The sequence below is a fragment of the Streptomyces sp. IBSBF 3136 genome (assembly GCF_036815105.1).
GTDB lineage: Bacteria > Actinomycetota > Actinomycetes > Streptomycetales > Streptomycetaceae > Streptomyces.
On record NZ_JAJSZC010000111.1, the window covers coordinates 1 to 25039 of the forward strand.

Here is a 25039-nt window from a genome sequence, read left to right on the forward strand (position 1 = left end):
TAGGGATCTACGGCCACCCAGCCGCCGTCGCCGCCGAGGCGATGCACCCAGTCGTGGGCCGGGCGGCCGGGCGCGGGGCGGCGTGGGGCGGGGGCGTCCTGGAGCATCCGCTCGGTCCCGGCCGCGAGGAGGACGGGCACCTTGAGCACGTCCAGGAGCGGGAGCAGGGCGGGCCTGGCGGCCAGTTCGCCCAGGACGGACTCCCGCTCGGGCGCGGTGAGCGCGCCGAGGGGGCGCCCGGTGCGTGCCGTCGCGTAGGCGTCCACGCCGCGGGCCGCCGCCCGCAGCCCGGTCCGGGCGGCGAGCGGCATCGCGGCGAGGACCGTCTCGAGGCGGGCGGGGACGCGGCGGGGCCAGTCGGCGGTGCCGTCGTCGGCGAGGAGGGCGGAGACGAGGCCGGTGAGGCTCATCGTGTGCCCACCTCGGCGTGCGCGGTGCCGTCCAGCGTCCACTCGGCCTCCTTCCGCCAGCCGCCCGGCCACCACCGTTCCAGCAGCACGTGCGCGTCGGCCCGTTCGCTGTTGCGGCAGGTCGCGTGCCGGCCGTCGGGGTCGGTGTAGTCCAGGGCGAGGGTGCGGTCGTCGGGCTGGGTGACCTCGACGCGGATCCGGCGCGGGCCGGCCCGGCCGGTGACGGTCCAGGTGGGCAGGCCGATGCGGGCGCGGAAGCGTCCCGCTCCGGCCCAGCCGACGGCGGGGCGCTCGGCGCGGCGGGGCCAGGTGCGGCCGTCGCGGCGCAGCCGCAGGAAGACCAACGGGGGCAGTCTGCGCAGTCCGGGGCGGGTGGAGACGGCGGCGACGATCTCCAGGACGTCCCCGCCGCCGAGGTCGGCGTGCAGCCAGGCCCAGCGGTGCGCGTTGCCGTGGCCGTAGATGCGGGCGGAGGCGCCGGGGGCCGAGGTGAGGGTGAGCGTGGTGCCGTCGTGGGTGAGGGTGCCGTCGTAGGCGGCGCGTGCGGCGGGGAGCATCTGGGCCGCGGGCAGCAGGGGCCGGCGCCAGGCCCACCGGGGGAAGGTGAACAGCGGTGGCTGGGTGGGGCGTTCGGTGAGGTCCCAGCGCAGGGCGCCGCTCTCGGCCGTTCCGGTCAGGCGTCCGGGGCGCACCGTGACCCCGTCGGCGCTGAAGCCGGTCCCGCCGGGGGTCCACTCGGCGGGGCCGAACCGGGCGTGGCGCACCGGGCCGTCCTGCGGGAACACCGCCGCCCAGCCGTGGGCGTAGGGCGCTGATCCGTCGGCGAGAGCGGTCAGTTCGTGGTGCAGCCAGACTCCGCTGCCGGTTCCCGGGTCGGTGAGGGTCGTGTACCAGACCTCGGTGCGGCCCGGTTCGCCCCGCCAGCGTGGAGCGAGGAACGCTCCGGTGCCGGACGGCCGGGGAAAACGGAAACTGGCCAGGAAAGGCAGGAGTTGCGTACGGAGGGGGAAGCGGAGGGTACCGGTGCCGATCCGGGCGCCGTCCTCGTACAGGGTGTACGGCAGCACGGTCATCGAGGCCAGCGGCCGGCGCGGGGTGACGGACTTCCAGCCGTCGAGGGTGAGCCGGCGGCCGTCCGCGGTGAAGGAGAGGCGGTAGCGGATGCGGCGGCGCGCGACGGGCGAGATCTCCAACTCGCCCTCGGTGTGCGGGTCGTCCGCCCATCCGGCGACGCGTGTCCGGCCGGTGGCGCGGGCCTCGGTCGTGCCGAGGGGCCGCAGGACGCGGTCCGCCGAGACCGTCAGGTCCAGCCGGACCCGGCGGACTCGGTCCTCGCCGTCCAGCAGCAGGGTGCCGAGCATCGTCTCGTCGAAGACGGTGCCGCGGGGTGCGGCGGTGCCGGTGCCGCCGCTCATGCGAGGCTCTCCAGCATGATCCGCTCGGTGACCGTCAGATACCGCTCGGCCGCGTGCCGGGCGGCCGCCTCGTCGCCGGCGGCCACCGCGTCGACCACCGGCTCCAGCCGCTCGCGTGCCACCTGGGCGTCCGTGAACGGGGCCCTGAGCACGGCGCGGACGGGGAGGTAGGCGTTGAACAGGGTGTTGGTCAGCAGGACGTAGACGCGGTTGCCGGTGGCGCGCGCCAGGGCGCGGTGGACCTCGACGTCCGCGAGCTGGACGGCGTCGGCGTCGACGGCGTCCCCCACGGCCGTCAGCAGCGCGCGCAGCCCGGCCCGCTGCCGCTCGGTCGCCCGGGTGGCGGCCCGTCCGGCGATCAACGTGCCGATGTGGCGCCGCACTTCGAAGACCTCGCCGATCCAGTCGGGGCTGTGCCGCACGAGCATGGGCAGCAGGTCGGCCCCGCCGAGGCGCAGGTAGTCGCGGACGCGGGTGCCGACGCCGTGCCGGGTCTCCAGGAGTCCGGCCTGCGTCAGTCGGCCGAACGCGTGCTTGAGCGTGGTGCGGGTGACGCCGTACCCGTCCGCGAGGGTGCGCTCGGGGGGCAGGTAACTGCCCGCCGGGTGACGGCCGGCGAGGATGTCCTCGCGCAGCCGGCCCTCCAGCACGTCGACGATGGTCTCGCGGGGCAGTGCCTCCACGCCGTCCTCCCAGTGGCTCAGTGGATGAGCCACTCAACCAACACGGGCTCGCGGAGTCAATGGCCGGCGCGTGGAGAAGCGTCTATTCGGCCAACGGAACCTGGTGCGAGCGGGTTTGGTACCGGCCCCGGAACTCGGCCAGCAACTCGTCGGTGGCCTCGGCTCCGGCGCTCACGGCGGCGTGCACGTCGCGGAAGTAGTCCTCGTAGCCGGCGGGGGTGTAGAGGCACAGGGCGCGTGCCGGGGCGGCCCCGGCGTTGCGGAACCCGTGCGAGGTGCCCCGGGCCGCGGCGAGCAGGGCCCCTGGACCGGCGGTTGTCTCGCCGTCCCCGGTGTGGAGCGTCAACTCGCCTTCGAGGACGTAGAAGTACTCGTCGTGCCCCTCGTGCACGTGCGGCCTGGCACCGATGGTGCCGGGGGCGAGGCTGAACTCCTCGAAGGCGAACCGCCCGCCGGTGTGCTCGCCGGTGAGCCGGAAGAAGTGGGCGACCCCGGCGACGTCGATCAGCTCACCGTCACCGGGCAGTCGCAGGAACGGGCGGTCGGGCACGCGGGACTGGTCTGCGGTCATGGAGGCATTGTGACAAGGACGGCCACCCGGGCCCTGGCAGGTCCGAAGGCCGACCGTACGGGTTCGGGTGCCGAGAACGTACGGGCTCGGGTCCGGGCAGGGGGCTCGCGTGCGTACCGGGCGGTCGGCGTGACGCCCCCGTCACCCGTCCGGCCGCGCCCGCCTTGATACCGGGCCGGAGTGGTCCCGTACTGACAATGAGGGCCTCCTGGCCGGAGCTGCCCTGCCGGGGGGGATGCCATCTCACCATCATCTCCCCATCTCCCCATCCCCACGGAGGCGCCATGACGGTGCAGCAGCACGCCACGATGCCCACGGTTCTGGTGTACGAGGACGACCCGGGATTTCCCCCTCTGGTCCACATGCCCGTACCGCATCCGGTCCCGCACCTCGACACTCAGCCCTTCCCGATGGCCATAGCGGACGCCGCGCCGCAGCCCGACGGTGCCGGGCCCGGCACCGAGGCCTTCCGCTACTGGGTGGCGGCCGACGGGCTCAGCAGGGCCGGCCAGACCTGGGGCCCGCTGGTCCCGGCCGGAACGCGGTGGCACGCGTCGGTCGGCAGAGCCCTCACCGCGCACCTCGACGCGGGGGACGACCTCAACGCCTTCTACGACCGCAAGGGTCTGTGGTTCTTCCGCCACACGGTGGCGGGTGTCACCGTCGCCGCGTGCGAGAGCACCGAGGTCGTCGCACACGAGACGGGGCACGCAATCCTCGACGCGCTGCGCCCCCAGCTGTTCAACACGGCGAGCGCGGAGACGGCCGCCCTGCACGAGGCGTTCGGCGACATCAGCGCGCTGCTGACCTCGCTCCGGCTGGAATCCCTGCGGGCCGCGGTGCTGGCCGAGACGCAGGGCGACCTGGAGCTGTCCTCGCGCGTGTCGAGGATGGCCGAGCAACTGGGCGCCGCGATCCGCAAGGGCCACCCGAGCGCGGTCGACCCGGACTGCCTGCGCAACCTGGCGAACAGCTTCTTCTACCGCGACCCGGTGCAACTGCCGCCGAGCGGACCCGCGAACATGCTGTCCAGCGAGCCGCACTCCTTCTCCCGGGTGTTCAGCGGCGCGTTCCTGAAGGTCGTCGCCGGGATCTTCCGGCAGCAGGACCTCCAGGACCAGGCGGGCCTGGCCAGAGCGGCCGAGATCGCCGGTCAGCTGCTGGTGGACGCCGCGGTGGCCGCGCCCGTGGTGGCCGCGTACTACGCGCAGCTCGCCGGTCACATGATCGCGGCGGACCAGCGCCGCAACGGCGGCCTGTACGGTCAGGCCCTGCGCTCGGCGTTCATCCGGCACGGCATCCTCTCCCTGGAGGCCGCCGCGTCCCTCACCGAACCCGAGGTGACGCGCCGGGCCGCCGGGATCGACGAGTCGATGCCGGGCGGTGCCGACGACGACGGGCTCGCGGACGTCACGGTCCACGGTGCGCCGTACGGCGTCACCCAGCCCGTCACCCTCTCCGCTCCCGCAGGGGAACGACGGTTCGGCGTCGCGGGCTCCGACCCGGCCGGCGGCTCCCTGCGCCCCTCCGATCCCGAGCGGGTGGCCACGTCGTACCTGGAGGACCTGTTCCGCCGCGGCCGCGTCCACGTGCCCGCGGAGCACCGCACCGCCGCGGCGTTCGTCGACGACAGCCCCTCGCGGATCAAGACGCACGAGATCGCGCCGAGCACGACCGGTGAGGGTCTCGCCCTGGTCCGGCGGGGCTTCGACTGAGGGTTCGGCCGGACCGGCGGGCGGCCGGATCAGTGAAAGCGCAGACGACGGACGGTCAGCCGTCCGTCGTCCTCGCGCCTGACGACGTGCGTGGTCCTGGCCGTCGGCTCCTCCCCCTCGAACACCGCCTCGCCGCGCGCCAGCAGATCGCTGACGAACCTTTCGGCCGCCCGGCGCTCGGCGTCGTCGCCCTGTTCCCCGGCGCCGCCGCCCGTCGGCTCCTCATCGCCGTTCGCAGTCGTACCGGGCATGGTGTCACCGGCCGTGCCGCGGGGCGTCCGCGAGCGGCTCCTCCGCCGCCGGCCGGCCGTCCGGCGCGGGGAAGGTGTCCGTGGCGTCGACCGGGCCGCGCGGTTCCACGGTGAATCCGGCCCGCTCCAGCGCCTGGGCTCCCGCGGTGGTCACCATGGCGAGGGCGAGCCGCTCGGAGACGGTCTGCACGACGACGGCCTCCGTCTCGTTCATGGCCAGGGCCAGCTCGGACAGGTCCCGGCCGGCCGCCAGTTCGACGCGCGCCCTGAGCACGGCCCGGTTCTCCGTCGCGGCGAAGGCGAACACCGGGTGGGCCGCCGTCCGCATTCCCGCCTCACGTGCGAAGGCGCGCTCCTGGGCGTCCTCACCGACGAAGACGCAGTCGTCGGCCGCCGCCGCGCCGGTGCTCGCGACCGCCCGGTCGAAGATGCCGCGGCTGTCCTTCACGCCCCAGTGCACCAGCGCATCGTCGGTGAAGCGGCCGGGGAACGCCCGGTGCAGCGCGGCCGCCACGCGCCGGACGTCGTCCTCGCTCGGGCCGGGGTTGGAGATGATGCCCTGGGGCACCCCCTGAAGGGCGTCGAGCACGGCCATGACGCGCGGCAGGGGCCGGAGCACCGGCGAGCCGTCGGGTCCCGTATGGACGTCCGCCAGGGTCGCCCCGATGTCGAAGAAGATCACAGGCATGTGCAGTGCCTGCCCTCGGTGAACCCTTTCGAGTCGGACCGCCCGGGTGAAAGAACCACGCGGGACCGTCCGGACACGTGCCCGCCGCGGGGGCCCGAACCTGCCGGCCGGGCCCCCGCGAGCGGTTTCGCGTGGTCGTCAGAGAGTGGTGGCGTGCAGGCTCGCGCCCGTGGTGACGCCCTCCGGGGAGGCGACGGCCAGAAGGTCGCCGCTGACGGTCCCGAGCGGGGTGTCCAGGTAGAGGCAGCCGGCGCCCCCGGCGGCGAGACCGCCGGCGACGTCGTCCAGTTCGGCGTCCGAGATCTCGGTGGTCTCCATGCGGGCGGCACGGTTCGTCATGTTTCCGGATTCCCTTCGAGACAATCAATGCGACAGGGCGGAACCCACCCCGTTCCCCGAACGGGAAACGCCTTTGGCGGGTCGCGCCACCCGCAGGATGAAATCACGGGCGCAAACGGCGGACCAGCCGTGTCGGGCCCGGCCAGGGCGTCACGGGAGGCCAGGCTTCACGGGAGTGACGGGGCGGTGACCGAATTTTCCACACCCCTTCACACGCTCTGCCACCACGCGGTGCTCATCCTCTTCGCCGCCGGTGCGGTGAACCGGAAGTCCCCCGGCATGGCACCGGACGCGGCGCCCGTTCCTGGCGCTTTCCGGCCCGTGTGCGGGCCGGTGGCCGGGGCTGTGCGGGTTCGGCGGATGTTTTCCGGCCAACCCGCGACCTCGGCCTCCCCCGGTCTTCTCCCCGGGTGGCCCCGGCCGTCATGCGGCGGGCCGGGAGCAGGTGAGGTCCCGGCGCGGCAGGTGGCCGTCCGCGAGGTACTCGTTGACGGCCGTGTCCACGCAGGAGCTGCCGAAGACGCCGTAGACGGCGTGCCGGTCGGCGCCGCGCAGGGTCACCAGGCGGGAGCTGGGCCAGGCGCGGTGCATGGTCAGCGCGCCCCGGGCGCCGGGCCAGAGCCGGTCCGGGTCGGCGGCCACGGTCCGTCGCATCTCGGTGAGTTGGGCGGCGGACAGCAGCCGGCCGCCGGACAGCGCGGCCGCGAACCGGGTCAGGTCGGCCTGGGTCGACACCAGGGCGCCGCCGACTCCGGCGAAGCTCATGTCCCAGGCCGTGCCGTCCACTCGGCGGCCTTCCCCGTCACGGAAGTAGCTGTGGGAGTGCGGTCCGCGGAGCCGGGGGTCGTCGCCCGGCCAGTAGGTGTCGTGGAGCCCGAGCGGCCGGACGAGGCGCCGGGAGATCTCCGCCTCGGGGGTGTGTCCGGTGACCGCGTGGACGAGGAGACCGGCGATGACGTAGTTGGTCGTCGCGTAGTGCCAGGTCTTCCGCGGGTGCGGCAACCGCAGTGCGGCGGCGACGAGTTCGCGGGGTTCGAAGTGGCGGTGCCGCAGCCGGTCGGGGTGCTCCCACTCGGGTGCGTCGAGGTAGTCGGGCAGCCCGCTGGTGTGCCGCAGGATCTGTCGCACGGTGATCCGGCGGCCGTCGTGGCCGTGGCCGCGGACCAGACCGGGCAGGTAGCGTGCCACCGGTGCGTCGAGGGACAACCGCCGTTCGGCGGCGAGCTGGAGCACGACGGTCGCGGTGAAGGTCTTGGTGACGCTGCCCACGCGCAGCCGGTCGGTGGTGTTCATCGGGCGGCCGGTGCGCGGATCGGCCGTGCCGTAGGTCGCGGTCCAGCGTGCGCACGGCGGTGGTGCCGGGCTCGGTGACCAGGACGGAGGCGCCCGCGATCCGGTCGTGCGTGACCAGGTGGCGCACGGACCGGTTCAACTCGGTGTGGTCGGCGCACGCGTGGGGCGCCGGGGCCGGTGGCCGGGCGGCCGCCACCGGTGCGGAGACCAGGGCGGCGAGGACGGTGGTTCGGGCCGCGGCGGAGCGGCCGGTACGGCGGCGCGTTGCGGTGCTCGGTAAGTGGATGCCCATGCGTCATCACGCTGGGCACCGCCCGCCCCGCGATCACTCCGGCAGGCGGCCGCTTCGCGAGGGGGACAGCACCAGCACAGCGGGGGGAGCCGGCCCCCCCCTGGCTGCCACAGCCGTACCGGGCAGGGGCGGTCAGACGACGTCCTCCTCCTCCGGTACGACGACCTGGTCGATCAGCGTCTGGATCTTCTCGGTGGGCAGCGCGACCGCCAGCGCCCAGTAGTAGATGACGAGACTGAAGGCGGCGGTGACCCCGATGTCCCACCACAGCGGGAACCACGGGTGCTTGAGGGGCCCGAAGTCGCTGAGGTAGACGATGAGCCCCATGCCGACAAGGTAGACCGGCAGCCACTGGGCGGCGCGCAGGTCCAGCTGGGGAGTGATCGGGTTCAGTTTGAACACCCGGTTGCCGATCAGGATGACGTAGCCGATGAGGATGGCGACGCCGAGCTTCCAGTCGGTGGTCCACCCCGACCACAGGATCAGCAGATTGGCGACGACGAAGGCCAGCGGCGACATCCAGCTCCCGCCGGGGAGACGGTAGGGGCGGTGGGCGCCTGGCAGCCGGTTGCGGAACACCCCGAAGGAGAGCGGGGCTCCGGCGTACATGAGCACGCTGGCGCTGGTGATCAGACCGACGAGCGAGCGCCAGCTGGGGAAGGGCAGGAAGCAGACGCAGCCGATCACGAAGGCGGTGAGGAGCCCGGCCCAGGGGACGCCACGCCGGTTGGTGGTCTCGAACACGGAGGGGACGTAGCCGTTGCGGCTGAGGCCGTAGGACACGCGGGAGGAGCCGGTGATGTAGATGAGGCCGGTACCGGCCGGGGAGATCACGGCGTCGAGGTAGAGCACGGCGGCCAGCCAGCCGACGCTGATCAGGGTGGCGACCTGGGCGAAGGGTCCGCTCAGCGCGGTGAACGCGGAGGTGGCCCAGTGACTGCCGATCTGGGACGCGGGCAGCGCGGCGAGGAACGTCACCTGGAGCAGGATGTAGATCACGATGCCGAGGATGATCGAGCCGATCACCGCGCGCGGGATGTCGCGCTTGGGGTTGGCGCTCTCGCCGGCGAGCTGATCGGCCTGCTCGAAGCCGAGCAGGGCGAAGATGATGCCGCTGGTGGAGACGGCGGACAGGATGCCCTTGGCGCCGTAGGGGTTGAAGCCGTCGGCGGCGGTGAAGTTGGCGGTGTGGAACTGGGCGATGGCGAAGACGAAGATCGTCACTAGCGGGACGCCGACCTTCCACCAGGTCGCCGCGCTGTTGGTACGGGCCAGCAGCCGGATGCTGAGGAAGTTGACGGCCGTGATGACCGCCATGAGGCCGACCGCGACGGCGATGCCGGGCGGGGTCAGCACGTGCTCGCCGCCCTGGATCTTCTCCCAGCCGCTCGCCCATGAGTAGTGCTGGGCGTAGGTGATCATCGCGAGCACTTCGATGGGCGCCACGGTGGCCGCCTGGAGCCAGGAGAACCAGCCGAAGGACGCCCCGGCGGCGCCGCCGAAGGCGTAGTGCGGGAAGCGGGCGGTGCCGCCGGACACCGGGTACATGCCGCCCAGTTCGGCGTGCACCAGCGCGAGGATCAGGATCGCGAGGCCGCCGATGCCCCAGGAGATGATCGCCGCCGGTCCGGCGGCCGCGAGGGCGCCCTGGGCGCCGAACAGCCAGCCGGAGCCGATGATCGAGCCTTCCGAGGCCCAGATCAGCCCGATGAAGCCGATCTCGCGTCTCAGTCCCGGGCGGTGGGTTCCCGAGGTGGGCGAGGATTGGGACACGGCCATGTCGCCACCCCCTGCGCGGGGCGATGCTCACCACCATCGTGCCACGTCCGGGCCGGTTCGGCGGGTCCGGCAGGCCGCTGTTTCACGGCCGGCGCACGGCGGCCGCGGGCGGGCGTTCGCGGAGCGCGCCGTACCCGATGAAGTAGGCGGGGACGCGGCGGATCCAGCGCCTGCCGGCGAGCAGCCGGGCGGCGCGCTGGGCCCGTGCCGCGCCGCCGAGGGGCGGGCGGCCCCGCAGGAGGGGCGCGATGACGCGGGCGTGGGCGGTGCGTTGGAGCGCCTGGGTGGCGACGGTCGTAGGACGGCGGCGGCGTTGCACGGCCCGCACGTCCCGCGGGCGGACGGTGCCGCGGCTCAGCGGGCCGGCCAGGTGGCGGGCGGCGGCGACGGCGTCCTGGACGGCGAGGTTGATGCCGATGCCGAAGACCGGGGACATCGCGTGGGCGGCGTCGCCGATGCACAGCAGGCCCGGGCGGTGCCAGCGGCGCAGCCGGTCCAGGCGTACGTCGAGGAGTTTCACCTCGTCCCACGAGCGCAGGCCGGGTGCCCGGTCGGCGAGCCAGGGGGCGGCGGCGGTGAAGTCGGCCAGGAAGCGGTCGAGGCCGGCGGCGCGGCGCCGGGCGTCGGTGCCCTTGGGGATGAGCCCTGCGCACTGCCAGTAGTCGCCGCGGTCGATCATCGCGGTCAGGAAGCGGTCGCCGGCCCCGCCGACGAGTCCGCGCGGGTCCCCGGGGTGCCGTGGGAGGCGGAACCACCAGGCGTCCATGGGGCAGGGGAACTCGCGCAGGCCCAGTTCCGGTAGGGAGCGGGCGAGTGATCCGCGGCCGTCGCAGGCGACGGTGAGCAGCGCGCGCAGCTCGCCGGTGCGTCCGTCGGCGGTGCGGTAGCGCACCCCGCGGACCCGTCCGGATTCGATCAGGAAGGAGGTCGCCTCGGTGTTCATCCGCAGGTCGAAGGTCGGTTCGTGCCGGGCCTCGGCCACGAGCAGGTCCAGCAGGTCCCACTGGGGCACCATCGCCACGTAGTTGTAGGGGCCGGGCAGCACGCTGAGGTCCGCGACCGTGACCGCCGAGCGGCCGTCGCCGATCGGGAGCTGGACGGTGTTCACGCGGCGCTGGGGCAGCCGGGCGAAGCGTTCGGCCAGGCCCAGGTCGTCCAGCAGCGCGAGGGTGGAGGGGTGGACGGTGTCGCCGCGGAAGTCGCGCAGGAAGTCGCCGTGCTTCTCCAGCACCGTCACACGGACTCCGGAGCGGGCCAGCAGCAGGGCGAGCACCATGCCCGCGGGGCCGCCTCCCACGACACAGCAGGTGGTCTGGTCCATGACGGGTCCCGCCCTTCGATGGAGTGGTGCGCCGTAGCCGTTAATTCATCACTTGATGAATAGTACACCCCGGCGGGCTGCCGAGGCAGCCGGAACATGCCGTTGAGTGGAGCAATGCCGGGTGCGCCCCGGCCCCACCGAGCAGGGTTGACCTCATCTCGGGGTCGTCCGACAGGAGTCCGGTGTGCCAAGGCCGCGCAAGTCCGACCGCCAGGCGTGGGGCCCGGCGCACCGGAGCGACCGGTGAGGCACGAGCGTGCCGCCAGAGCCCCGGGGGCCGGGCTGGCGGTACGGACCGGGCTGCCCGCTCCCCCGGCCTGGCTGCGCTGGCTCCCGGTCCTGTACGTCGCGGTCGTGCTGCTGCTCGAACCGGTCACGCCCGTGGACTGGCCGGTGAGCTTCGTGCTGGTCGCCCTGCCGCTGGTGACCGCCTTCGCGCACGGCCCCCGCGCGGTCGCCGGCACCACCGTGTTCGCCGTCCTCCTCGAAGGGGTGCTGGCCGGCACCCCGTGCTGTGCGGGCCGGCCCGTCGGCTACCTATGGGACCGCCACTACGTCGCCGCCTACGTCTGCACCGCCCTGGTCGGCGCCCTCGGCACGATGCTGGCCGCCCACCGGGTCCGCCGCGAGCGCACCCTGGCGGATGTGCGCTTCGTGGCCGAGATCGCGCAACGCGTCCTGCTCAGACCGGTACCGCACCGCGTCGGCAACCTGCTCCTGGAGAGCCTCTACCTCTCCGCCGCCGCCGAGGCGCGCATCGGCGGCGACCTCTACGAGGCCGTCCCCACCGCGTACGGGGTGCGGCTGCTCATCGGTGACGTCCGGGGCAAGGGACTGCTCGCCGTCGAGACCGCCGCCGCGCTGCTCGGCGCGTTCCGCGAGGCCGCGCACGACGAACCCGACCTGCCCGCGCTCGCGGCCCACGTGGAGACGAGCATGAGCCGCAGGGCGCACCTCCTCGGCGGGAACGAGATGACCGAACGGTTCGTCACCGCCGTCTTCGCCGAGATCCCCGCGGCCGGCCACGTCGTCCGCGTCGTCAACTGCGGCCACCCGCCGCCGGTCCTGATCCGGCCCGGCGAGGTGCGGGAGCTGGACCGCGGCCGGTCGGCCCCGCCGCTGAACCTCGGCGTGCTCGTCGGCGACCCGTACCCGCTCGACGAGTACGCCTTCCGCCCCGGCGACCAGCTCCTGCTGTACACGGACGGTGTCACGGAGACCCGGGACCCCGACGGCGCCTTCTACCCCCTCATGCCCAGGCTGCGTTCCTGGGGCCCACTGCCGCCCCACGAACTGATGGAACGGCTCCACCAGGACCTGCTGGCCCACAGCCACGACTGCCTGCGGGACGACACCGCGGCGCTGGCGGCCTGTCTGCTCGACCAGGGCGACGAGCGCCGGGTCTGAGCCTCGCGCGGTGGCTGGAGTCACCGTGGGCGGGGCTGCCGGCGTGAGCAATGGGGGTGGTGGACGGCGCGAGCCCGGACGGAGCGGCCAGCGCTTGCCCGGGCATGGCGAACGGCGCGAGCCCGAGCGGGGCGCGGGTGAGCGTTCTGCGTACGTCAGGGTTCGGCTACGCGGGCGGTACGCGCGGCGACGCGGCCGCGTTCGACAGGGCGAGGGCGGCAAGGGCCTGCGGGGCGCCGGGCTGGTCGCGGACGCCGGGGAAGGCGTTGATGTCCACGATCAGCGGGCCGTCCGCGCCCCTGTCGATGACGTCCACGCCGTAGACGTCCAGGGCGAACACCTCGCCGACCCGGTGGACCAGGGCGGTCCAGCCGGGCGGCAGGCTGTCGGGGTCGAGCGGCCGGGTGGGGCCGCGGCCCTCGGGCGAGAGTTCGGAGCGGCGCAGCGCCGAGAAGATCCGGTCCCCGATCGCCCACAGTTTGTGGTCCCAGCCGCTGTTGGGAGCGAACTCCTGCACCACTACGGGTTCTTCAGGGTGCGCGTCGGCCAGTTCGCGCAGCCGTCCGTCGCTGTCGACGCGGGCCACCAGGTCGTGCTTGCGGCTGTGCCGGCTCTTGACCACCACCGGGCCGGAAAGACCAGGCCCTTCGGCGAACCGGGCGAGCGTGGGGTGGCTGCGGGTGGCCGCGAACGGCAGCCCTGCCCGCAGGGCGTGCTCCGCCATCGCCGTGCGGTCCTGGCACAGCGCGGTCGCGGCGGGCGAGTTCAGCACCCGGGCCCCGCGCCGTTCCAGTGCGCGGGCGAGGGAGATCGCCCGCGGTGTGCGCGCCTTCAGCAGATAGACGTCGGCGCAGGGCTCGGCCGGTGGGGGCGGCTGCGCCGTCTCCGGGTCCAGCGTCCCGACCCTGTGCTCGTCGGCGAGCAGCGCGGCGGTGGCGGCCAGCAGCGGATGGCCGGGGTCGGAGGTGATCAGGCCGATCCTCATAGGGTCTTGCCCGCGGCCAGCAGGACCTGTGCGGAGCCGGAACGCAGCGGTGACGCGGCTGGTGCTGCCGGTGCCGCCGGCACGGTCGGTGACGTCGGCACGGTCGGTGACGTCGGCACGGTCGGTGCGCCGGAAACCGCCGACGGTGAGGCGGCAGGCTGGGACGGCGCCGCGGTGGCACCTGGCGCCTCCCGCTGGTCCGGCATGCGCGGCAGGGCGGGCTCGGCCGGTTCGGCGGCCCGGCCGCCGCGGGCCGCCAGTGCCAGCACGGCGCGCGCCACGCGCGCGGTCGCGTCGGGGACCTGACGGAAGCTCGGGAAGTCGTTCACGTCGACGACCACGGGCCCGTCCGGCCCCAGCACCACGTCCACACCGTACAGATCGAGACCGTAGACCGCCCCGGTCCGGGCGGCGATGGCGGCCACCTCGTCCGTCAGCGGCACGGGGCGCTCGGGCGCCGCGCGGTCGGGGTGGAGCGGGGAGCGGCGTTCGGTCGCGTACAGCTCCCCGCCGACGCCGTACACCTTGATGTCGACGCCGGAGTTGGGTACGTACGGCTGGGCAATGAGCATGCCCTCACCCGCCAGTTCGGGAAGCATCGCGGTGAGCCGGTCCGGTGACGTCACCAGGTGCACGGACCGCCCCGAGCTGCCGTCGGCCGGCTTGACCACGATCGGGTACTTGGACTCCGGTATCTCCGCCAGCAGTTCGGGCCGGGCCGCCGCGTAGGTGGGGGGCAGCGGGAGCCCGTGACTGCGGCCGATCGCGGCGGCCAGGGCCTTGTCCCGTACGCCCCGGATCGAACGGGCGTCGTTGATCGTCGTGGTCCCGGCGACGGCGGCGGCCTCCAGCAGGGTGAGCCCCGGGCCGCCGGAGACCGTCTTGAGCACCCAGGCGTCATGGGCGGCGCACTGCAGCGCCTCCGTCATGCGCAGCAGCGAGCCGCCCGGCCGCAGGACGTCCACCTGGTGCCCCCAGGACGTCAGCCGGCGGATCACCTCGACCGGCATGCCGTCGTGGCGGTACTGCTCCTCCACCAGAAAGCAGAGTTTCATCGATCTACCCCGACCCCCCGGACGCCCGCCCTCGCCGTCCGGCTCTCCATGACACTGTGACGACACAGGATGTCACGCCCGTCCCAGGACGTGCGGGGCGACGGCAGACGGAGCGAAGGGCTCCGCCCCGTCACCGTCGCCGTGGCCGAGGCCATGTGCCAGTGAGGCAGTGAGGCAGGAACGCGGGGCCGCCCTCGCTCAGGGCGGCCCCGTGCCGTTCGGTACCGCTCCCTCGTCTACTCGACGTTGATCTTGAAGGTGCTGGTGGTGTTGCGGATGTCCTGGGCGTTGCCGCTCATCCGCAGGTTGCGGAAGGTGGCCTCACCGACGGCCGGGCCCTGGCCGGGCTCCGGCAGCTCGTTGGCCCAGATGCCGAAGCCCGACTTGGCGTCGAAGGCGTCCCCGCTCTTCTTGGAGTCGGTGATGGAGATGTCCGTGAAGATCGTGTCCTTCACCGGGAACTGTGGCTGCCCCCCGACGTAGTTGGTCTGGAACATGACGCCTCCGTAGGTGGAGTCGTCGATGTCGACGTCGTTGACCCGTATCCCCTGGAAGACCTTCGAGGCGGAGAACACCCAGATCGCCGGGAAGACCTGCGAGCCCCAGAAGTGGCCGCCGGTCCTTTCCAGGGAGACGTTCTCGATCGTCGTGGGCACGGTCCCGAAGCCGTTCATCGGGTAGCCGAAGTCGAGCGAGGAGATCGTGATGCCGGAGTAGACCAGGGTGTCGGCGACGCGGATGTTGCGGAAGGTGTTGTTGAAGCCGCCGTAGACGGCGATCCCTGCCGCCCGCCAGGTGAGCGTCGACGTCAGGTTCTCGTAGAGGTTGTTCTTCTCGTCGGCGCCGCCGGCGTCGATCGCGGAGAACAGGGCGAAGCTGTCGTCGCCGGTCGCGCGGGCGTCGTTGTTGACCACGTGGTTGTCCGTGGAGCCGTTCGTCATGTTGATGCCGTCGGCGAACATGTCACGGATGCGCGAGTTCTTGATGGTCATGCTGTCGGTGTTGGCGCCCCAGTAGAGGCACACCATGTGCTCGACCCAGATGTCGTCGATGGTGATGCCGGAGACGTTGGAGAAGTCGAACACCTTGCCCGGGCCGTCGATCCGGGACGTGTAGTTGCCGAAGTAGGAGAACCCGCTGAAAGTCGAGCCGTTGGCGCCGGCGTCGGCCCGGAAGCCCACGTCGGTGTTCTCCTGGGAGGCGGGGGCGTGGAAGCGGGTGAACCACGGCCCGGCGCCCACCACCTTGACCGCCTTGCCGTAGACCTGGAACTTGCTGGAGGTCTCGTAGTCGCCGGCGGGCAGGTAGACGCCGACGAGTTTGCCCGTGGTGTCCATGCGGACCTTGTCGAGCGCGTTCTGCACGTCCTGGTGCGAGAAGCCGGCCGGGACGGTGTAGGAGGCGGGGTCCGGATTCGGATCGGCCGTGGCCTGCTCGGTGTTGATGAAGTCGATGGCGTAGGTGGAGGTGTTGGCGGCGTCCTTCTGCAGCCTGATCCTGGAGCCCGCCGGGACGGTCTTGCCGAGCAGCAGGGCGGCCTCGTCGTAGATGTGGCGTGGGGCACCGGAGCCGGGCGAGTTGCCGGGCGAGGTCTCGTTGCCGTACAGCCAGGCGTACTTCGAGGTGAGGTCGACGGCCTTGAGGAACTGGCCGTCGACGTAGACGTCGAGGGTGGTGTTGGTGCCGTCGGGGATCGAGAAGCGGGTGACCAGGGTGTTGGTCGCGGCGCGGGTGGTCCACTCGACGTACTGGCCGGTGCCGTCGAGGGTCACCGCCTTGCGGCCGCCGGCCTCGCCGGCGATGTCGCCGATGGTGCGGTTCGGGCCGACCACCTCGGCGCCGCCGCCGAGTGTGCCGTCCTCGGCCTCGTACACGTCGTAGGGCATGTCGGCGCCGCGGCCGATGAACAGGGGCTGGGTGGTGGTGTTGTTGTCCCGCTTGACCGGCAGTTCGTTGGCGTCGTCCGCGATGACGGTCTTCACGGTGTACTTGCCGTTGACGGCCGTCCACGAGCCGAGGCTGACGGGTGCGGTGGTCCGGCCCGCCGCGATGGCGCCGTTGTAGGAGCCGGTGAGCGTCTTGACGGTGGCGCCCTTGGCGTCCTGGATCGTCAGCGTGACGTCGTGGGCTCCGGCGGCCGAGGCCACCGAACCCTGGTTCCTGATCGCCACGGTGAACTTGACGTCGTCGCCGGCCGAGGCGCTGGACGGGGTCCAGGAGACCGGGGCGGCGATCAGGTCGGAGCTGGAGACGGGCTTGACGACGAGGGCGTCGGAGCGGATGAGGACGTTGTCGGCCTCGTTCTGCTCGATGACCTTGTTCGACGGGTCGACTTCGGCGCCGACCGGGTAGCTGCCCGCGTCGCGGGTGCCGATGCTCGCGGTGACCGTCTTCGACTCACCGGCCGCGAGGGCGGGGACGTCCGCCGTCGCGGCCTTGGTGTCGCCGAGCGTGAAGTTCAGGTCGGTGGCCTTGGCCGCCTTGCTGCCGCTGTTGGTGACGGTCGCCGAGAGGGTGATGGCGTCCGACTCGACCGGGTTCGCCGGTGAGTTGGTGATCGCGGTGACCTTGAGGTCCGGGTTGGCGGCCGGGGTGCCGATCACCTGGAACTCGGCGACCTGCCCGCCCGGGGCCCCGGAGTTGGCGGTGAACCTGAGCTGGACGTCGGCGGCGGACCCGGACACGGGGATGGTCACGGCGTTGCCGCCGGCCGGGTCGAAGGTGTAGTCCTTCGCCGCGGCGAGGCTGGTGAAGGTCGTCGCGTCCTGGTCGCGGCCGAGCACCTGGATGTTCTGCGTGCGCGTGGACCAGGCGGCGTCCGGACTGAGCTTGACGACGACCTGGCTGAGGTCGGCGTTGGCACCGAGCCTGGTGGTGAGGGTGGCCGGGTAGGCACTGCCCGCACTCTCCCAGTAGGTGCTGGTCCGGCCGTCGTTGGCGTTGGCGGCGACGTACGTGTAGACGTACGACGACGCCTCGATGGGCTTGCCCTCGGCGAGGTTGGAGCCGGCGCCGGTCGAGCCGGTCCGGGTGACGCTGTTGCTGGCCGGCGACACGTTCCCGGCGGCGTCCGTCGCCTTGACGTAGTAGGTGACGGTGGCGGACGCCGACGGGGTGTCGGTGTACGTCGTGACGTCACCCGCGACGGACTTGAGGAGCTTGTTGTCGGCGTAGACGTCGTAGCCGGTGACCTTGACGTTGTCGCTCGATGCCTGCCAGGTGAGTTTCACGTCGCCGCCGGACTGCGTGCAGGCCAGGTTGCCGGGCGCCGTGGGTGCCTGGGTGTCGCCGCCGGATCCCTTGCGGGTGACGCTGTTGCTGTTGGCGGAGACGTTGCCGGCGGCGTCCTTCGCCCGTACGTAGTACGTGATGTCGCTGCCGGTCGGCTGGGTGTCGGTGTAGGTCAGGACGTTCCCCGCGACACTCGCCCGCAACTGGCCGTCTGCGTAGACGTCGTAGCCGGTCACGGCGGTGTCGTCGGTGGCCGCGCTCCAGGTCAGCCTGATCTGCCCGGTGGCCGGCTCGGTGTAGCTCAGGTTCGACGGCGCGGTGGGCGCCTGGGTGTCGCCGGTCGCGGGGCCGTAGACCTCCAGCTCGGACGCCTGGCCCGCGGGCCAGCCGGTGTTGGCGGTGAACAGGGCACGCACGTACCGCGTCGTGGTGGTGTCGAAGCCGATCGTGGACGACTGGTCGTCGCCGCTGTCGAAGGTGTACGCCTTCGAGGCCGTCAGGTCGGTGAAGTTCTGGTTGTCGGTGGAGCCCTGGATCTTGAGCGTCTGGCTGCGGCTCGGCCAGCCACCGGGCAGCCTCAGCGTCACCTGGTTCACCTTGACCGACGATCCGAGATCGACCTGGAGCCACTGCGGGAAGGCGTTGTTCTTGCTCTCCCAGTAGGTGTCGCGGTTGCCGTCCCCGGCGTTCGCCGCGCCGTAGACGTCCGCGTGCCCACTCTCCGTGAACGGCTTGCCCTGGGCGAGGTCGGGGGTCGAGGCGGCGGTCGTGAGGACCTGCATCTCGCCGAGCTGTGCGGTGGAGGCGACCGAGTTGCGGCTGAAGTCCGCCCGCACGTACCGGGCGAGGGTCGCGGGGAAGGAGATCTTCACCGTGTTGCCGTTGCCGGGGCTGAAGACGTACTGCGCGGAGGACTTGAGGGTGGCGAAGGTCTTCCCGTCGGGACTGCCCTGCAGGGCGAGGGTCTGCTTGCGGGTCTGCCAGTGCTGGGGCAGGCGCAGCACGACCTGGCGGACCCGCTTGGCCCTCCCGAGGTCGGTCTGCACCCACTGGGCCGACTTCTGGCCGGCCTGCCAATAGGTGCCGGCGTCGCCGTCGGTGACGTTGGCGGCCGCGTGGGCGCGAAGGGCGCTGCCGGCCTTGGTCGCGGTGTCGGCCTTGGTCGCGGTGTCGGTCGCGACGTCGGGACCGCCGGCCGCGTGGGCGCTGGCGGCGGGCATTCCCAGAACCATGACGGCGGAGGCGAGCGCGGCGGTTGCCGCGCGCCGCCTCCAGGTTCGTGGCTTGTGTCGACTCATGCGATGTCACTCCTGCGGAGGTGCGCGCGCCGGTAGGGGCGGCGGGTGCGGCTCGTTCCTGAGCAGAGCGGACGCACGATCTCCACGAGGAGAGCATGCGCGTGTTCTTGCAGTGTTTCATCGCAATATTGCAGAGTGACATTGACCCGTCTACCGTGCGGCAGACACAAATTTCACGGGTGGCTCGCGGATCTCAGCGTAGTGTGGAGGGAGAGCCGGGCGTGATCGCCTCCCAAGGCCCGAAGCCGGGGCGACATCAGGGCGAGGCCTTGCCTCACCGGCGACGCAAGCCATTGCAAGTAACGCAAATCCTTGCGCTTTTCGTGGCATCTATTGTCGCCCTATCGCGTCACACACATGGCGAGCCAGGCCGAGGTCACGTCATCGGTGAGGGTGCGCCGTGGAGTGGGCGGCGGGCAGGCTCCTGAACGCGGGCCCGGTTCCCGCCCGGCGTGAGTGGACCGTTCCCCGCTCACGCCGGGCGCGCGGCTCCCCGCCCGTTCAGGCCGGACGGCCGGACCGGCTCCGGCTCGTTCCGGCCGGGCTGCTCCTCGGCCGTTCAGGCCGCCGTCGCCCCGTCGTCGGGCGGGCGGTCGCGGTGGATCGGGTTCGTCGAACCGGTCAGGGGGACGCCGGTACCGCCTCGCCGGGCGGCGACGATCTCGGCCGCGATCGACAGGGCGGTCTCCTCCGGCGTGCGGGCGCCGAGGTCGAGGCCGATCGGGGAGCGCAGCCGGGCGAGTTGCCGCTCGGTCACGCCTTCCTCGCGCAGCCGCCGGTTGCGTTCCTCGTGGGTGCGGCGGGAGCCCATGGCGCCGACGAAGGACACCGGCATGCCGAGGGCCGTCCTGAGCAGGGGCACGTCGAACTTCGCGTCGTGGGTGAGCACGCACAGGACGGTGCGGGTGTCGGTGCCGGTGCGCCGTAGGTAGCGGTGCGGCCAGTCGACGACGACCTCGTCCGCGTCCGGGAAGCGGGCCCGGGTGGCGAAGACGGGGCGGGCGTCGCAGACGGTCACGTGGTAGCCGAGGAACTTGCCCGCGCGGGTGAGCGCCGACGCGAAGTCCACCGCGCCGAAGACGATCATCCGCGGGGGCGGCACCCGGGACTCGACCAGCAGGGTGAGGCCGCCCGGGCAGTGCGACCCGTCCGCCGACATCTCCACCGTGCCGGTGCGTCCCGCCTCCAGCAGGGCCCGTGCCTCGGCGGCCGCCGTCCGGTCCAGCTCCTTGTGTCCGCCCAAGCCGCCCTCGTGCGTGCCGTCCTCGCGGATCAGCAGGGCGCGGCCGAGGAGTCCGGCCGGGCCGCGGGCGACCCGGACCAGGGCGGCCCGCTCGCCCCGGGCGGCGGCCGACAGCGCCGACGTCAGGACGGTTCGGGCGGGGGTGTGGCCGCGTACCGGCGTGATCAGCACCTCGATCGTCCCGCCGCAGGTCAGCCCCACGGCGAAGGCGTCGTCGTCGCTGTATCCGAACCGTTCGGTGAGGCTCTCGCCGGTCCGGAGCGCCTCCTGGCACAGCTCGTAGACCGCGCCCTCGACGCATCCGCCGGAGACCGAGCCGACGACGGTGCCCGCGCTGTCGACCGCGAGGGCGGCGCCGGGGCCGCGCGGCGCGCTGCCGCCCACCGCGAGCACGGTGGCCACCGCGAAGTCCCGGCCCTCCTCGGTCCAGCGCAGGAGTTCCCCGGCGACGTCAAGCACCAGGGTTTCCCGCCTCGATGACGCGGTCCGGCCGGATGGGCAGGGCCCGGTGGCGCACGCCGGTCGCGTGCCAGACCGCATTGGCGACGGCGGCGGCGGCGCCGACGATGCCGATCTCCCCGATGCCCTTGATCCCGACCGGGTCGCTCGGGTCGTGGTCGTCGATCCAGTCGGCCTCCACGGCGGGGACGTCGGCGTTCGTGGCCACGTGGTAGCCGGCGAGGTCGGCGCCCACGTGACCGCCCGAGGCGCGGTCCCGGACGGCCTCCTCGTGCAGGGCCATGGAGATTCCCCAGATCATGCCGCCGACGAACTGGCCGCGGGCGGTCAGCGGGTTGACGATCCGGCCCGCGGCGAAGATGCCGAGCATCCGCCGCACGCGCACCTCGCCGGTGGCGACGTCCACGGCCACCTCGGCGAACTGCGCTCCATAGGAGTGGCGTTCGGCGGCGGCCAGGGCGCCGATGGCCGCGGTGGTGTCCGACCGCACCGTGATGCCCTCCGCGGGGATCTCGGCGCCGAGCCCCAGCCTGTCGCGTAGTTCGTCGGCCGCGGCCGTGACCGCCCAGGACCAGGAGCGGGTGCCCATGGAACCGCCCGCGATCATCGCGGGGCCGAAGTCGCTGTCACCGATGCGTACTTGGACCCGGTCCGGGGTCGTGTGCAGGGCGTCCGCCGCGACCAGGGTGAGGGCCGTACGGGCTCCGGTGCCGATGTCGGCCGCGGAGATCCTGACGCTGTAGGTGCCGTCCGGGTGGGCGGTCACGGCGGCCGTGGACGGCGCGGCGCCCGCGGGGAAGGCGGCGGCGGCGGTGCCCGTGCCCAGCAGCCAGCGGCCGTCCCGGCGCTGCCTGGGGCGCGGGTCCCGCTCCGCCCAGCCGAACCGGCGGGCGCCCTCCCGGAAGCAGGCGGGCAGGTTGCGGCCGGCGAACGGCAGACCGGAGACCGGGCCCCGCTCGGGCTCGTTGCGCAGGCGCAGCTCGACGGGGTCGAGACCGCACTTCTCGGCGAGTTCGTCGAACGCCGACTCCAGCGCGAACGACCCCGGCGCCTCGCCCGGCGCCCGCATCCACGTCGGGGTCGGCACGTCGAGCCGTACGACCCGGTTGGCCGTGTGGTGGGCGTCGGCGTCGTACATCACCCGGGAGGCCCCGGCGCTCGACTCGATGAACTCGTGCACGGTGGAGGTGACGCTCAGCGAGCGGTGCTCCAGGGCGCGCAGCCGTCCGTCGGCGTCGGCGCCGAGCCTCAGGCGCTGGGTGGTGGGGCTGCGGTAGCCGGCCAGCGAGAACATCTGGCGGCGGGTCAGCACCACCCGGACCGGGCGTTGCAGCACGGTCGCGGCCATCACGGCGGTCACCTGGTGGACGCGGACACCCTTGCTGCCGAATCCGCCGCCGACGTGCTCGGAGCGTACGCGCACGGAGGCGGGGTCGAGCGAGAAGAGCTTCGCGAGTTCGCCGACGACCCACGTGGCACCCTGGTTGGAGTCGACCAGTTCGAGCCGGCCGTCCTCCCAGCGGGCGGTCGCCGCGTGCGGCTCCATCATGTTGTGGTGCTCTTCGGGGGTGGTGTACTCGGCGTCGACGACCACGGCGGAGGCGGCCAGTTCGGCTTCGAGGTCGCCCTTGCCGGTGACCGCGGGGCCGTGGCTGTCCAGCGGGTAGGCGTCGGGGTGGTCACCGGTGAAGTCGACTTCGTGGGGCTCCTGTTCGTAGTGCACCACGAGGGATTCGGCGGCCTCCCTGGCCTGTTCCGACGTCTCGGCGACGACCAGCGCCACCGGCCAGCCCAGGTGCGGCACCCGGTCGTGCTGGAAGGCGGCGCAGGTCGGGTCCGGGCGCGTGCCCAGCAGGCCGATGTAGTCGGTGTCGACGCGGGGGGCGTTGCGGTGGTCGAGGACGGCGAGGACGCCCGGCATGGCGAGGACGGGTTCGGTGTCGACGGCGGTGATGCGCCCGCGGGCGACCGTGGACAGCACCAGCCAGCCGTGCGCGAGGTCGGCGAAGGGGATCTCCCCCGCGTAGCGGGCCGCGCCGGTGACCTTGTCCCGGCCCTCCACCCGGGTGTGCCCGGTGCCGACGGAGCGCGTCGGGGCGGCCGTCGAGGTGGTGGTGGTCATCGGGTGGCCTCCTCGGCGAGTTCGGTGAGCACGGCCACCACGAGGTTGCGCATGAGGGTCACCTTGTATCCGTTGAGCGGCAGCGGCCGCGCCGCCGCGAGTTCGGCGTCCGCCGCGGCGGCGAAGGTGGCGGCGTCGGCCGGCGCTCCGGTCAGGACGCGTTCGGCGGCCAGGGCGCGCCACGGGTGGGATGCGACGGCGCCGAGGGCCAGGCGTACGTCCCGGACGGTGCCGTCGTGGACGTCGAGCGCGGCGGCGACGGAGCCGATGGCGAAGGCGTACGAGGCGCGCTCGCGCACCTTGCGGTAGCGGGAGTGAGTGGCGACGGGGGCGGGCGGCAGGCTGACACCGGTGATCAGCGCGCCCGGCGGCAGGGCCGTCTCGACGTGCGGGGTGTCGCCGACAGGCAGGTAGAAGTCGCCGAGGGGGGTTGCGCCCGGTCCGTCGGCCGTCTCGTAGTGGACGACGGCGTCGAAGGCGGCGAGGGCGACGCCCATGTCCGAGGGGTGTACGGCCACGCAGTGATCGCTCGTGCCGAGGATCGCGTGGTTGTGGTGTTCGCCCTCGACGGCCGGGCAACCGCTGCCGGGGAGACGCTTGTTGCAGGGTTTGGTGACGTCGGTGAAGTAGCCGCAGCGGGTGCGCTGCAGCAGGTTGCCGCCGACCGTGGCCATGTTGCGCAGCTGCCCGGACGCGCCGGCGAGCACCGCCTGGGCCAGGGCCGGGTAGCGGCGCCGGACCTCGGGGTGGGCGGCCAGGTCGCCGTTGGTGACCGTGGCGCCGATGCGCAGACCGCCCGCCGGCGTCGACTCGATCTCGTCCAGCGGGAGTTCGCGGATGTCGACGAGTCGTGCGGGGCGTTCGACGCCGGTCTTCATGAGGTCGACGAGGTTGGTGCCGCCGCCGAGGAAGCGGGTGTCCGGGTCCGCGCCGAGCAGCGCGACGGCGCCGGCCACGTCGTGGGCCCGCTCGTAGCCGAACTCCCTCATGCCACCGCCTCCTCGCTCTGCGCGGGGCCGGTCCGGTCCGCCGCACCGGTCTGTGCCGTCGCGGCCGCCGCCCGGGCCACCGCCTCGACGATGGAGACGTAGGCGCCGCAGCGGCACAGGTTGCCGCTCATCCGCTCGCGGATCTCCTCCGCGGTCAGGGGCGGTGGTCCGGCTTCGGGCCGGACGTCACCGGTGGCGGCGCTGGGCCAGCCCGCCGCGTGTTCCCCGATCACTCCGATGGCCGAACAGATCTGGCCGGGGGTGCAGTAGCCGCACTGGAAGCCGTCCAGATCGAGGAACGCCTGTTGTACCGGGTGCAGTTGGTCGCCGTCCGCCACGCCCTCGATGGTGGTGATCTCCCGGCCCTCGGCCGCCACGGCCAGTTGCAGGCAGGCCACGGACCTGCGCCCGTCCAGCAGCACGGTGCAGGCACCGCACTGCCCCTGGTCGCAGCCCTTCTTGGTGCCGGTCAGATCGAGGCGCTCGCGCAGTGCGTCGAGCAGGGTGGTGCGGTGGTCGACGGGCAGTGTGAACTTCTCTCCGTTGATCTTCAAGGTGACGACACTGGACGTCGATCGGGCCATGAGCAGCTTCTTTCGCGTTTCCGGGACAGATGGGGGGTTGTCCGGCGGTCCGGGGTGCCGGTTTCCGTGGACGGTGCGGGAGCGAAACGAATGTGCGCAGTGCGAGGGCCGAAGGGGGCAGCCGACGGCTGCCGCGGGGCCGTGTCCACGGCTATCGTGGACGTATCCGGACAGCTGTCCGTTACCCGGGAACCTACCGGACAGCTGTCCGCTTAGCAAGGACAGGGTTCGGCCACGGACCCGCGAGGAGGACGAGTGCAGCAGAAGAAGGGCGCACCCCTGCGCTCGGACGCCCAGCGCAACCGTGAGCGCATCCTGGACGTGGCACTCGTCGAGCTGACCCGCTGCGCCGGCGCCCCGCTGAGCGCGATCGCCAAGAAGGCGGGCGTCGGGCAGGGCACGTTCTACCGCAACTTCCCCAACCGTGAGGCGCTCGTACTGGAGATCTACCGGCACGAGATGCAGCAGGTCGCCGACACCGCGACCCACCTGCTCGGTACCCGGCCGCCCGACCTGGCCCTGCGCGCCTGGATGGACCGGCTCGCCGAGTTCGCCATGGCCAAGGCCGGTCTCGCTGACGCGATACGACTGGTCACCGGCGCCCCAGGAGGGCCGGAGAAGCCGTCCCCCACACCGGTCGTCTCCGCGGCCGGACTCCTGCTCCGCGCCAACGAGGAGGCCGGCACCATCCGCCCCGGTGTCACGGCCGACGACTTCCTCATCGCCATCGCGGGCCTGTGGCAACTCGATCCCCACGACGACTGGCGCCCCCGCGCCACCCGCCTCCTCGACCTGGTCATGGACGGCCTGCGGGCGGGGGCGCCGGGGCGCCCCGGGCCCACCCGGGGGAGCCCCCCCCGGGCCCCCTGCATGGACAGCAGCGGCGCGAAATGGGTTTCGTGGTAAAGC

General features: G+C 72.9%; 19 protein-coding genes and 1 pseudogene. 3 read left to right on the top strand and 17 right to left on the bottom strand.

The window, feature by feature from the left end:
• The 4 genes and pseudogenes from V7E45_RS22995 to V7E45_RS23010 form a co-directional block, all read right to left on the bottom strand.
• Positions 1-410: pseudogene (locus V7E45_RS22995) on the bottom strand (oxidoreductase); the annotation flags it as partial.
• On the bottom strand, positions 407-1825 hold the full coding sequence (locus V7E45_RS23000) for a hypothetical protein (protein ID WP_333776086.1): 1419 nt from the start codon (positions 1823-1825) through the stop codon (positions 407-409). The pseudogene V7E45_RS22995 and the gene V7E45_RS23000, both read right to left, overlap by 4 nt.
• Positions 1822-2541, bottom strand: a complete 720-nt coding sequence (locus tag V7E45_RS23005; protein WP_333776087.1) for a FadR/GntR family transcriptional regulator — start codon at positions 2539-2541, stop codon at positions 1822-1824. Before V7E45_RS23005 ends, V7E45_RS23000 begins: the two co-directional genes overlap by 4 nt.
• A 49-nt stretch (positions 2542-2590) precedes the next feature.
• Positions 2591-3079: a cupin domain-containing protein gene (locus V7E45_RS23010; RefSeq protein WP_333776088.1), complete on the bottom strand. Its 489-nt coding sequence runs from the start codon at positions 3077-3079 to the stop codon at positions 2591-2593.
• Between the two features lie 284 nt (positions 3080-3363).
• Here V7E45_RS23010 and V7E45_RS23015 point away from each other — a divergent pair, with 284 nt between their 5' ends.
• Entirely contained in the window at positions 3364-4794 is a 1431-nt protein-coding gene (locus V7E45_RS23015) for a hypothetical protein (protein WP_333776089.1), read from the top strand.
• A gap of 29 nt (positions 4795-4823) precedes the next feature.
• On the opposite strand, the gene V7E45_RS23020 is transcribed toward V7E45_RS23015, so the two are convergent.
• The 6 genes from V7E45_RS23020 to V7E45_RS23045 all read right to left on the bottom strand — a co-directional run bounded on the left by V7E45_RS23020 (position 4824) and on the right by V7E45_RS23045 (position 10757).
• Complete coding sequence (locus V7E45_RS23020; protein WP_333776090.1) at positions 4824-5045, bottom strand: hypothetical protein; 222 nt, start codon at positions 5043-5045, stop codon at positions 4824-4826.
• Between the two features lie 4 nt (positions 5046-5049).
• Positions 5050-5733, bottom strand: coding sequence for an HAD family hydrolase (locus tag V7E45_RS23025; RefSeq protein ID WP_333776091.1), 684 nt, complete (start codon positions 5731-5733; stop codon positions 5050-5052).
• Between the two features lie 138 nt (positions 5734-5871).
• Positions 5872-6072 (bottom strand): type A2 lantipeptide, encoded by a 201-nt coding sequence (locus tag V7E45_RS23030; RefSeq protein WP_333776092.1) that lies wholly within the window; start codon positions 6070-6072, stop codon positions 5872-5874.
• A 423-nt stretch (positions 6073-6495) separates the two neighbouring features.
• On the bottom strand, positions 6496-7365 hold the full coding sequence (locus V7E45_RS23035) for a serine hydrolase (protein WP_333776093.1): 870 nt from the start codon (positions 7363-7365) through the stop codon (positions 6496-6498).
• Between the two features lie 424 nt (positions 7366-7789).
• Positions 7790-9436, bottom strand: coding sequence for an APC family permease (locus tag V7E45_RS23040; RefSeq protein WP_333776094.1), 1647 nt, complete (start codon positions 9434-9436; stop codon positions 7790-7792).
• A gap of 82 nt (positions 9437-9518) precedes the next feature.
• Entirely contained in the window at positions 9519-10757 is a 1239-nt protein-coding gene (locus V7E45_RS23045) for an FAD-dependent oxidoreductase (protein ID WP_333776095.1), read from the bottom strand.
• Between the two features lie 321 nt (positions 10758-11078).
• On the opposite strand from V7E45_RS23045, the gene V7E45_RS23050 reads away from it, so the two are divergent.
• A complete protein-coding gene (locus V7E45_RS23050) occupies positions 11079-12164 on the top strand; it encodes a PP2C family protein-serine/threonine phosphatase (RefSeq protein WP_443056146.1) in 1086 nt (361 codons plus the stop codon).
• Positions 12165-12330: 166 nt separating this feature from the next.
• Here V7E45_RS23050 and V7E45_RS23055 read toward each other — a convergent pair whose 3' ends face one another.
• From V7E45_RS23055 to V7E45_RS23085, 7 genes are all read right to left on the bottom strand, one after another.
• The gene (locus V7E45_RS23055) at positions 12331-13149 is read right to left on the bottom strand and encodes an ATP-grasp domain-containing protein (RefSeq protein ID WP_333776097.1); all 819 of its coding nucleotides are present in this window, start codon (positions 13147-13149) and stop codon (positions 12331-12333) included.
• Entirely contained in the window at positions 13146-14204 is a 1059-nt protein-coding gene (locus V7E45_RS23060) for an ATP-grasp domain-containing protein (RefSeq protein ID WP_333776098.1), read from the bottom strand. Before V7E45_RS23060 ends, V7E45_RS23055 begins: the two co-directional genes overlap by 4 nt.
• 236 nt (positions 14205-14440) lie before the next feature.
• Entirely contained in the window at positions 14441-18733 is a 4293-nt protein-coding gene (locus V7E45_RS23065) for a discoidin domain-containing protein (protein WP_333776099.1), read from the bottom strand.
• Between the two features lie 559 nt (positions 18734-19292).
• Positions 19293-20435 carry an XdhC family protein gene (locus V7E45_RS23070; RefSeq protein WP_333776100.1) on the bottom strand — a complete coding sequence of 381 codons (1143 nt, stop codon included), beginning with the start codon at positions 20433-20435 and terminating at the stop codon, positions 19293-19295.
• Complete coding sequence (locus tag V7E45_RS23075) at positions 20428-22557, bottom strand: xanthine dehydrogenase family protein molybdopterin-binding subunit (protein ID WP_333776101.1); 2130 nt, start codon at positions 22555-22557, stop codon at positions 20428-20430. The genes V7E45_RS23070 and V7E45_RS23075 overlap by 8 nt, the downstream gene beginning before the upstream one ends.
• Positions 22554-23546, bottom strand: coding sequence for an FAD binding domain-containing protein (locus tag V7E45_RS23080; protein ID WP_333776102.1), 993 nt, complete (start codon positions 23544-23546; stop codon positions 22554-22556). Before V7E45_RS23080 ends, V7E45_RS23075 begins: the two co-directional genes overlap by 4 nt.
• A complete protein-coding gene (locus V7E45_RS23085) occupies positions 23543-24130 on the bottom strand; it encodes a 2Fe-2S iron-sulfur cluster-binding protein (RefSeq protein WP_333776103.1) in 588 nt (195 codons plus the stop codon). The genes V7E45_RS23080 and V7E45_RS23085 overlap by 4 nt, the downstream gene beginning before the upstream one ends.
• Before the next feature lie 255 nt (positions 24131-24385).
• Between V7E45_RS23085 and V7E45_RS23090 the strand changes: the two genes are divergently transcribed.
• Positions 24386-25036, top strand: coding sequence for a TetR/AcrR family transcriptional regulator (locus V7E45_RS23090; RefSeq protein WP_333776104.1), 651 nt, complete (start codon positions 24386-24388; stop codon positions 25034-25036).
• Positions 25037-25039: the final 3 nt, after the last annotated feature.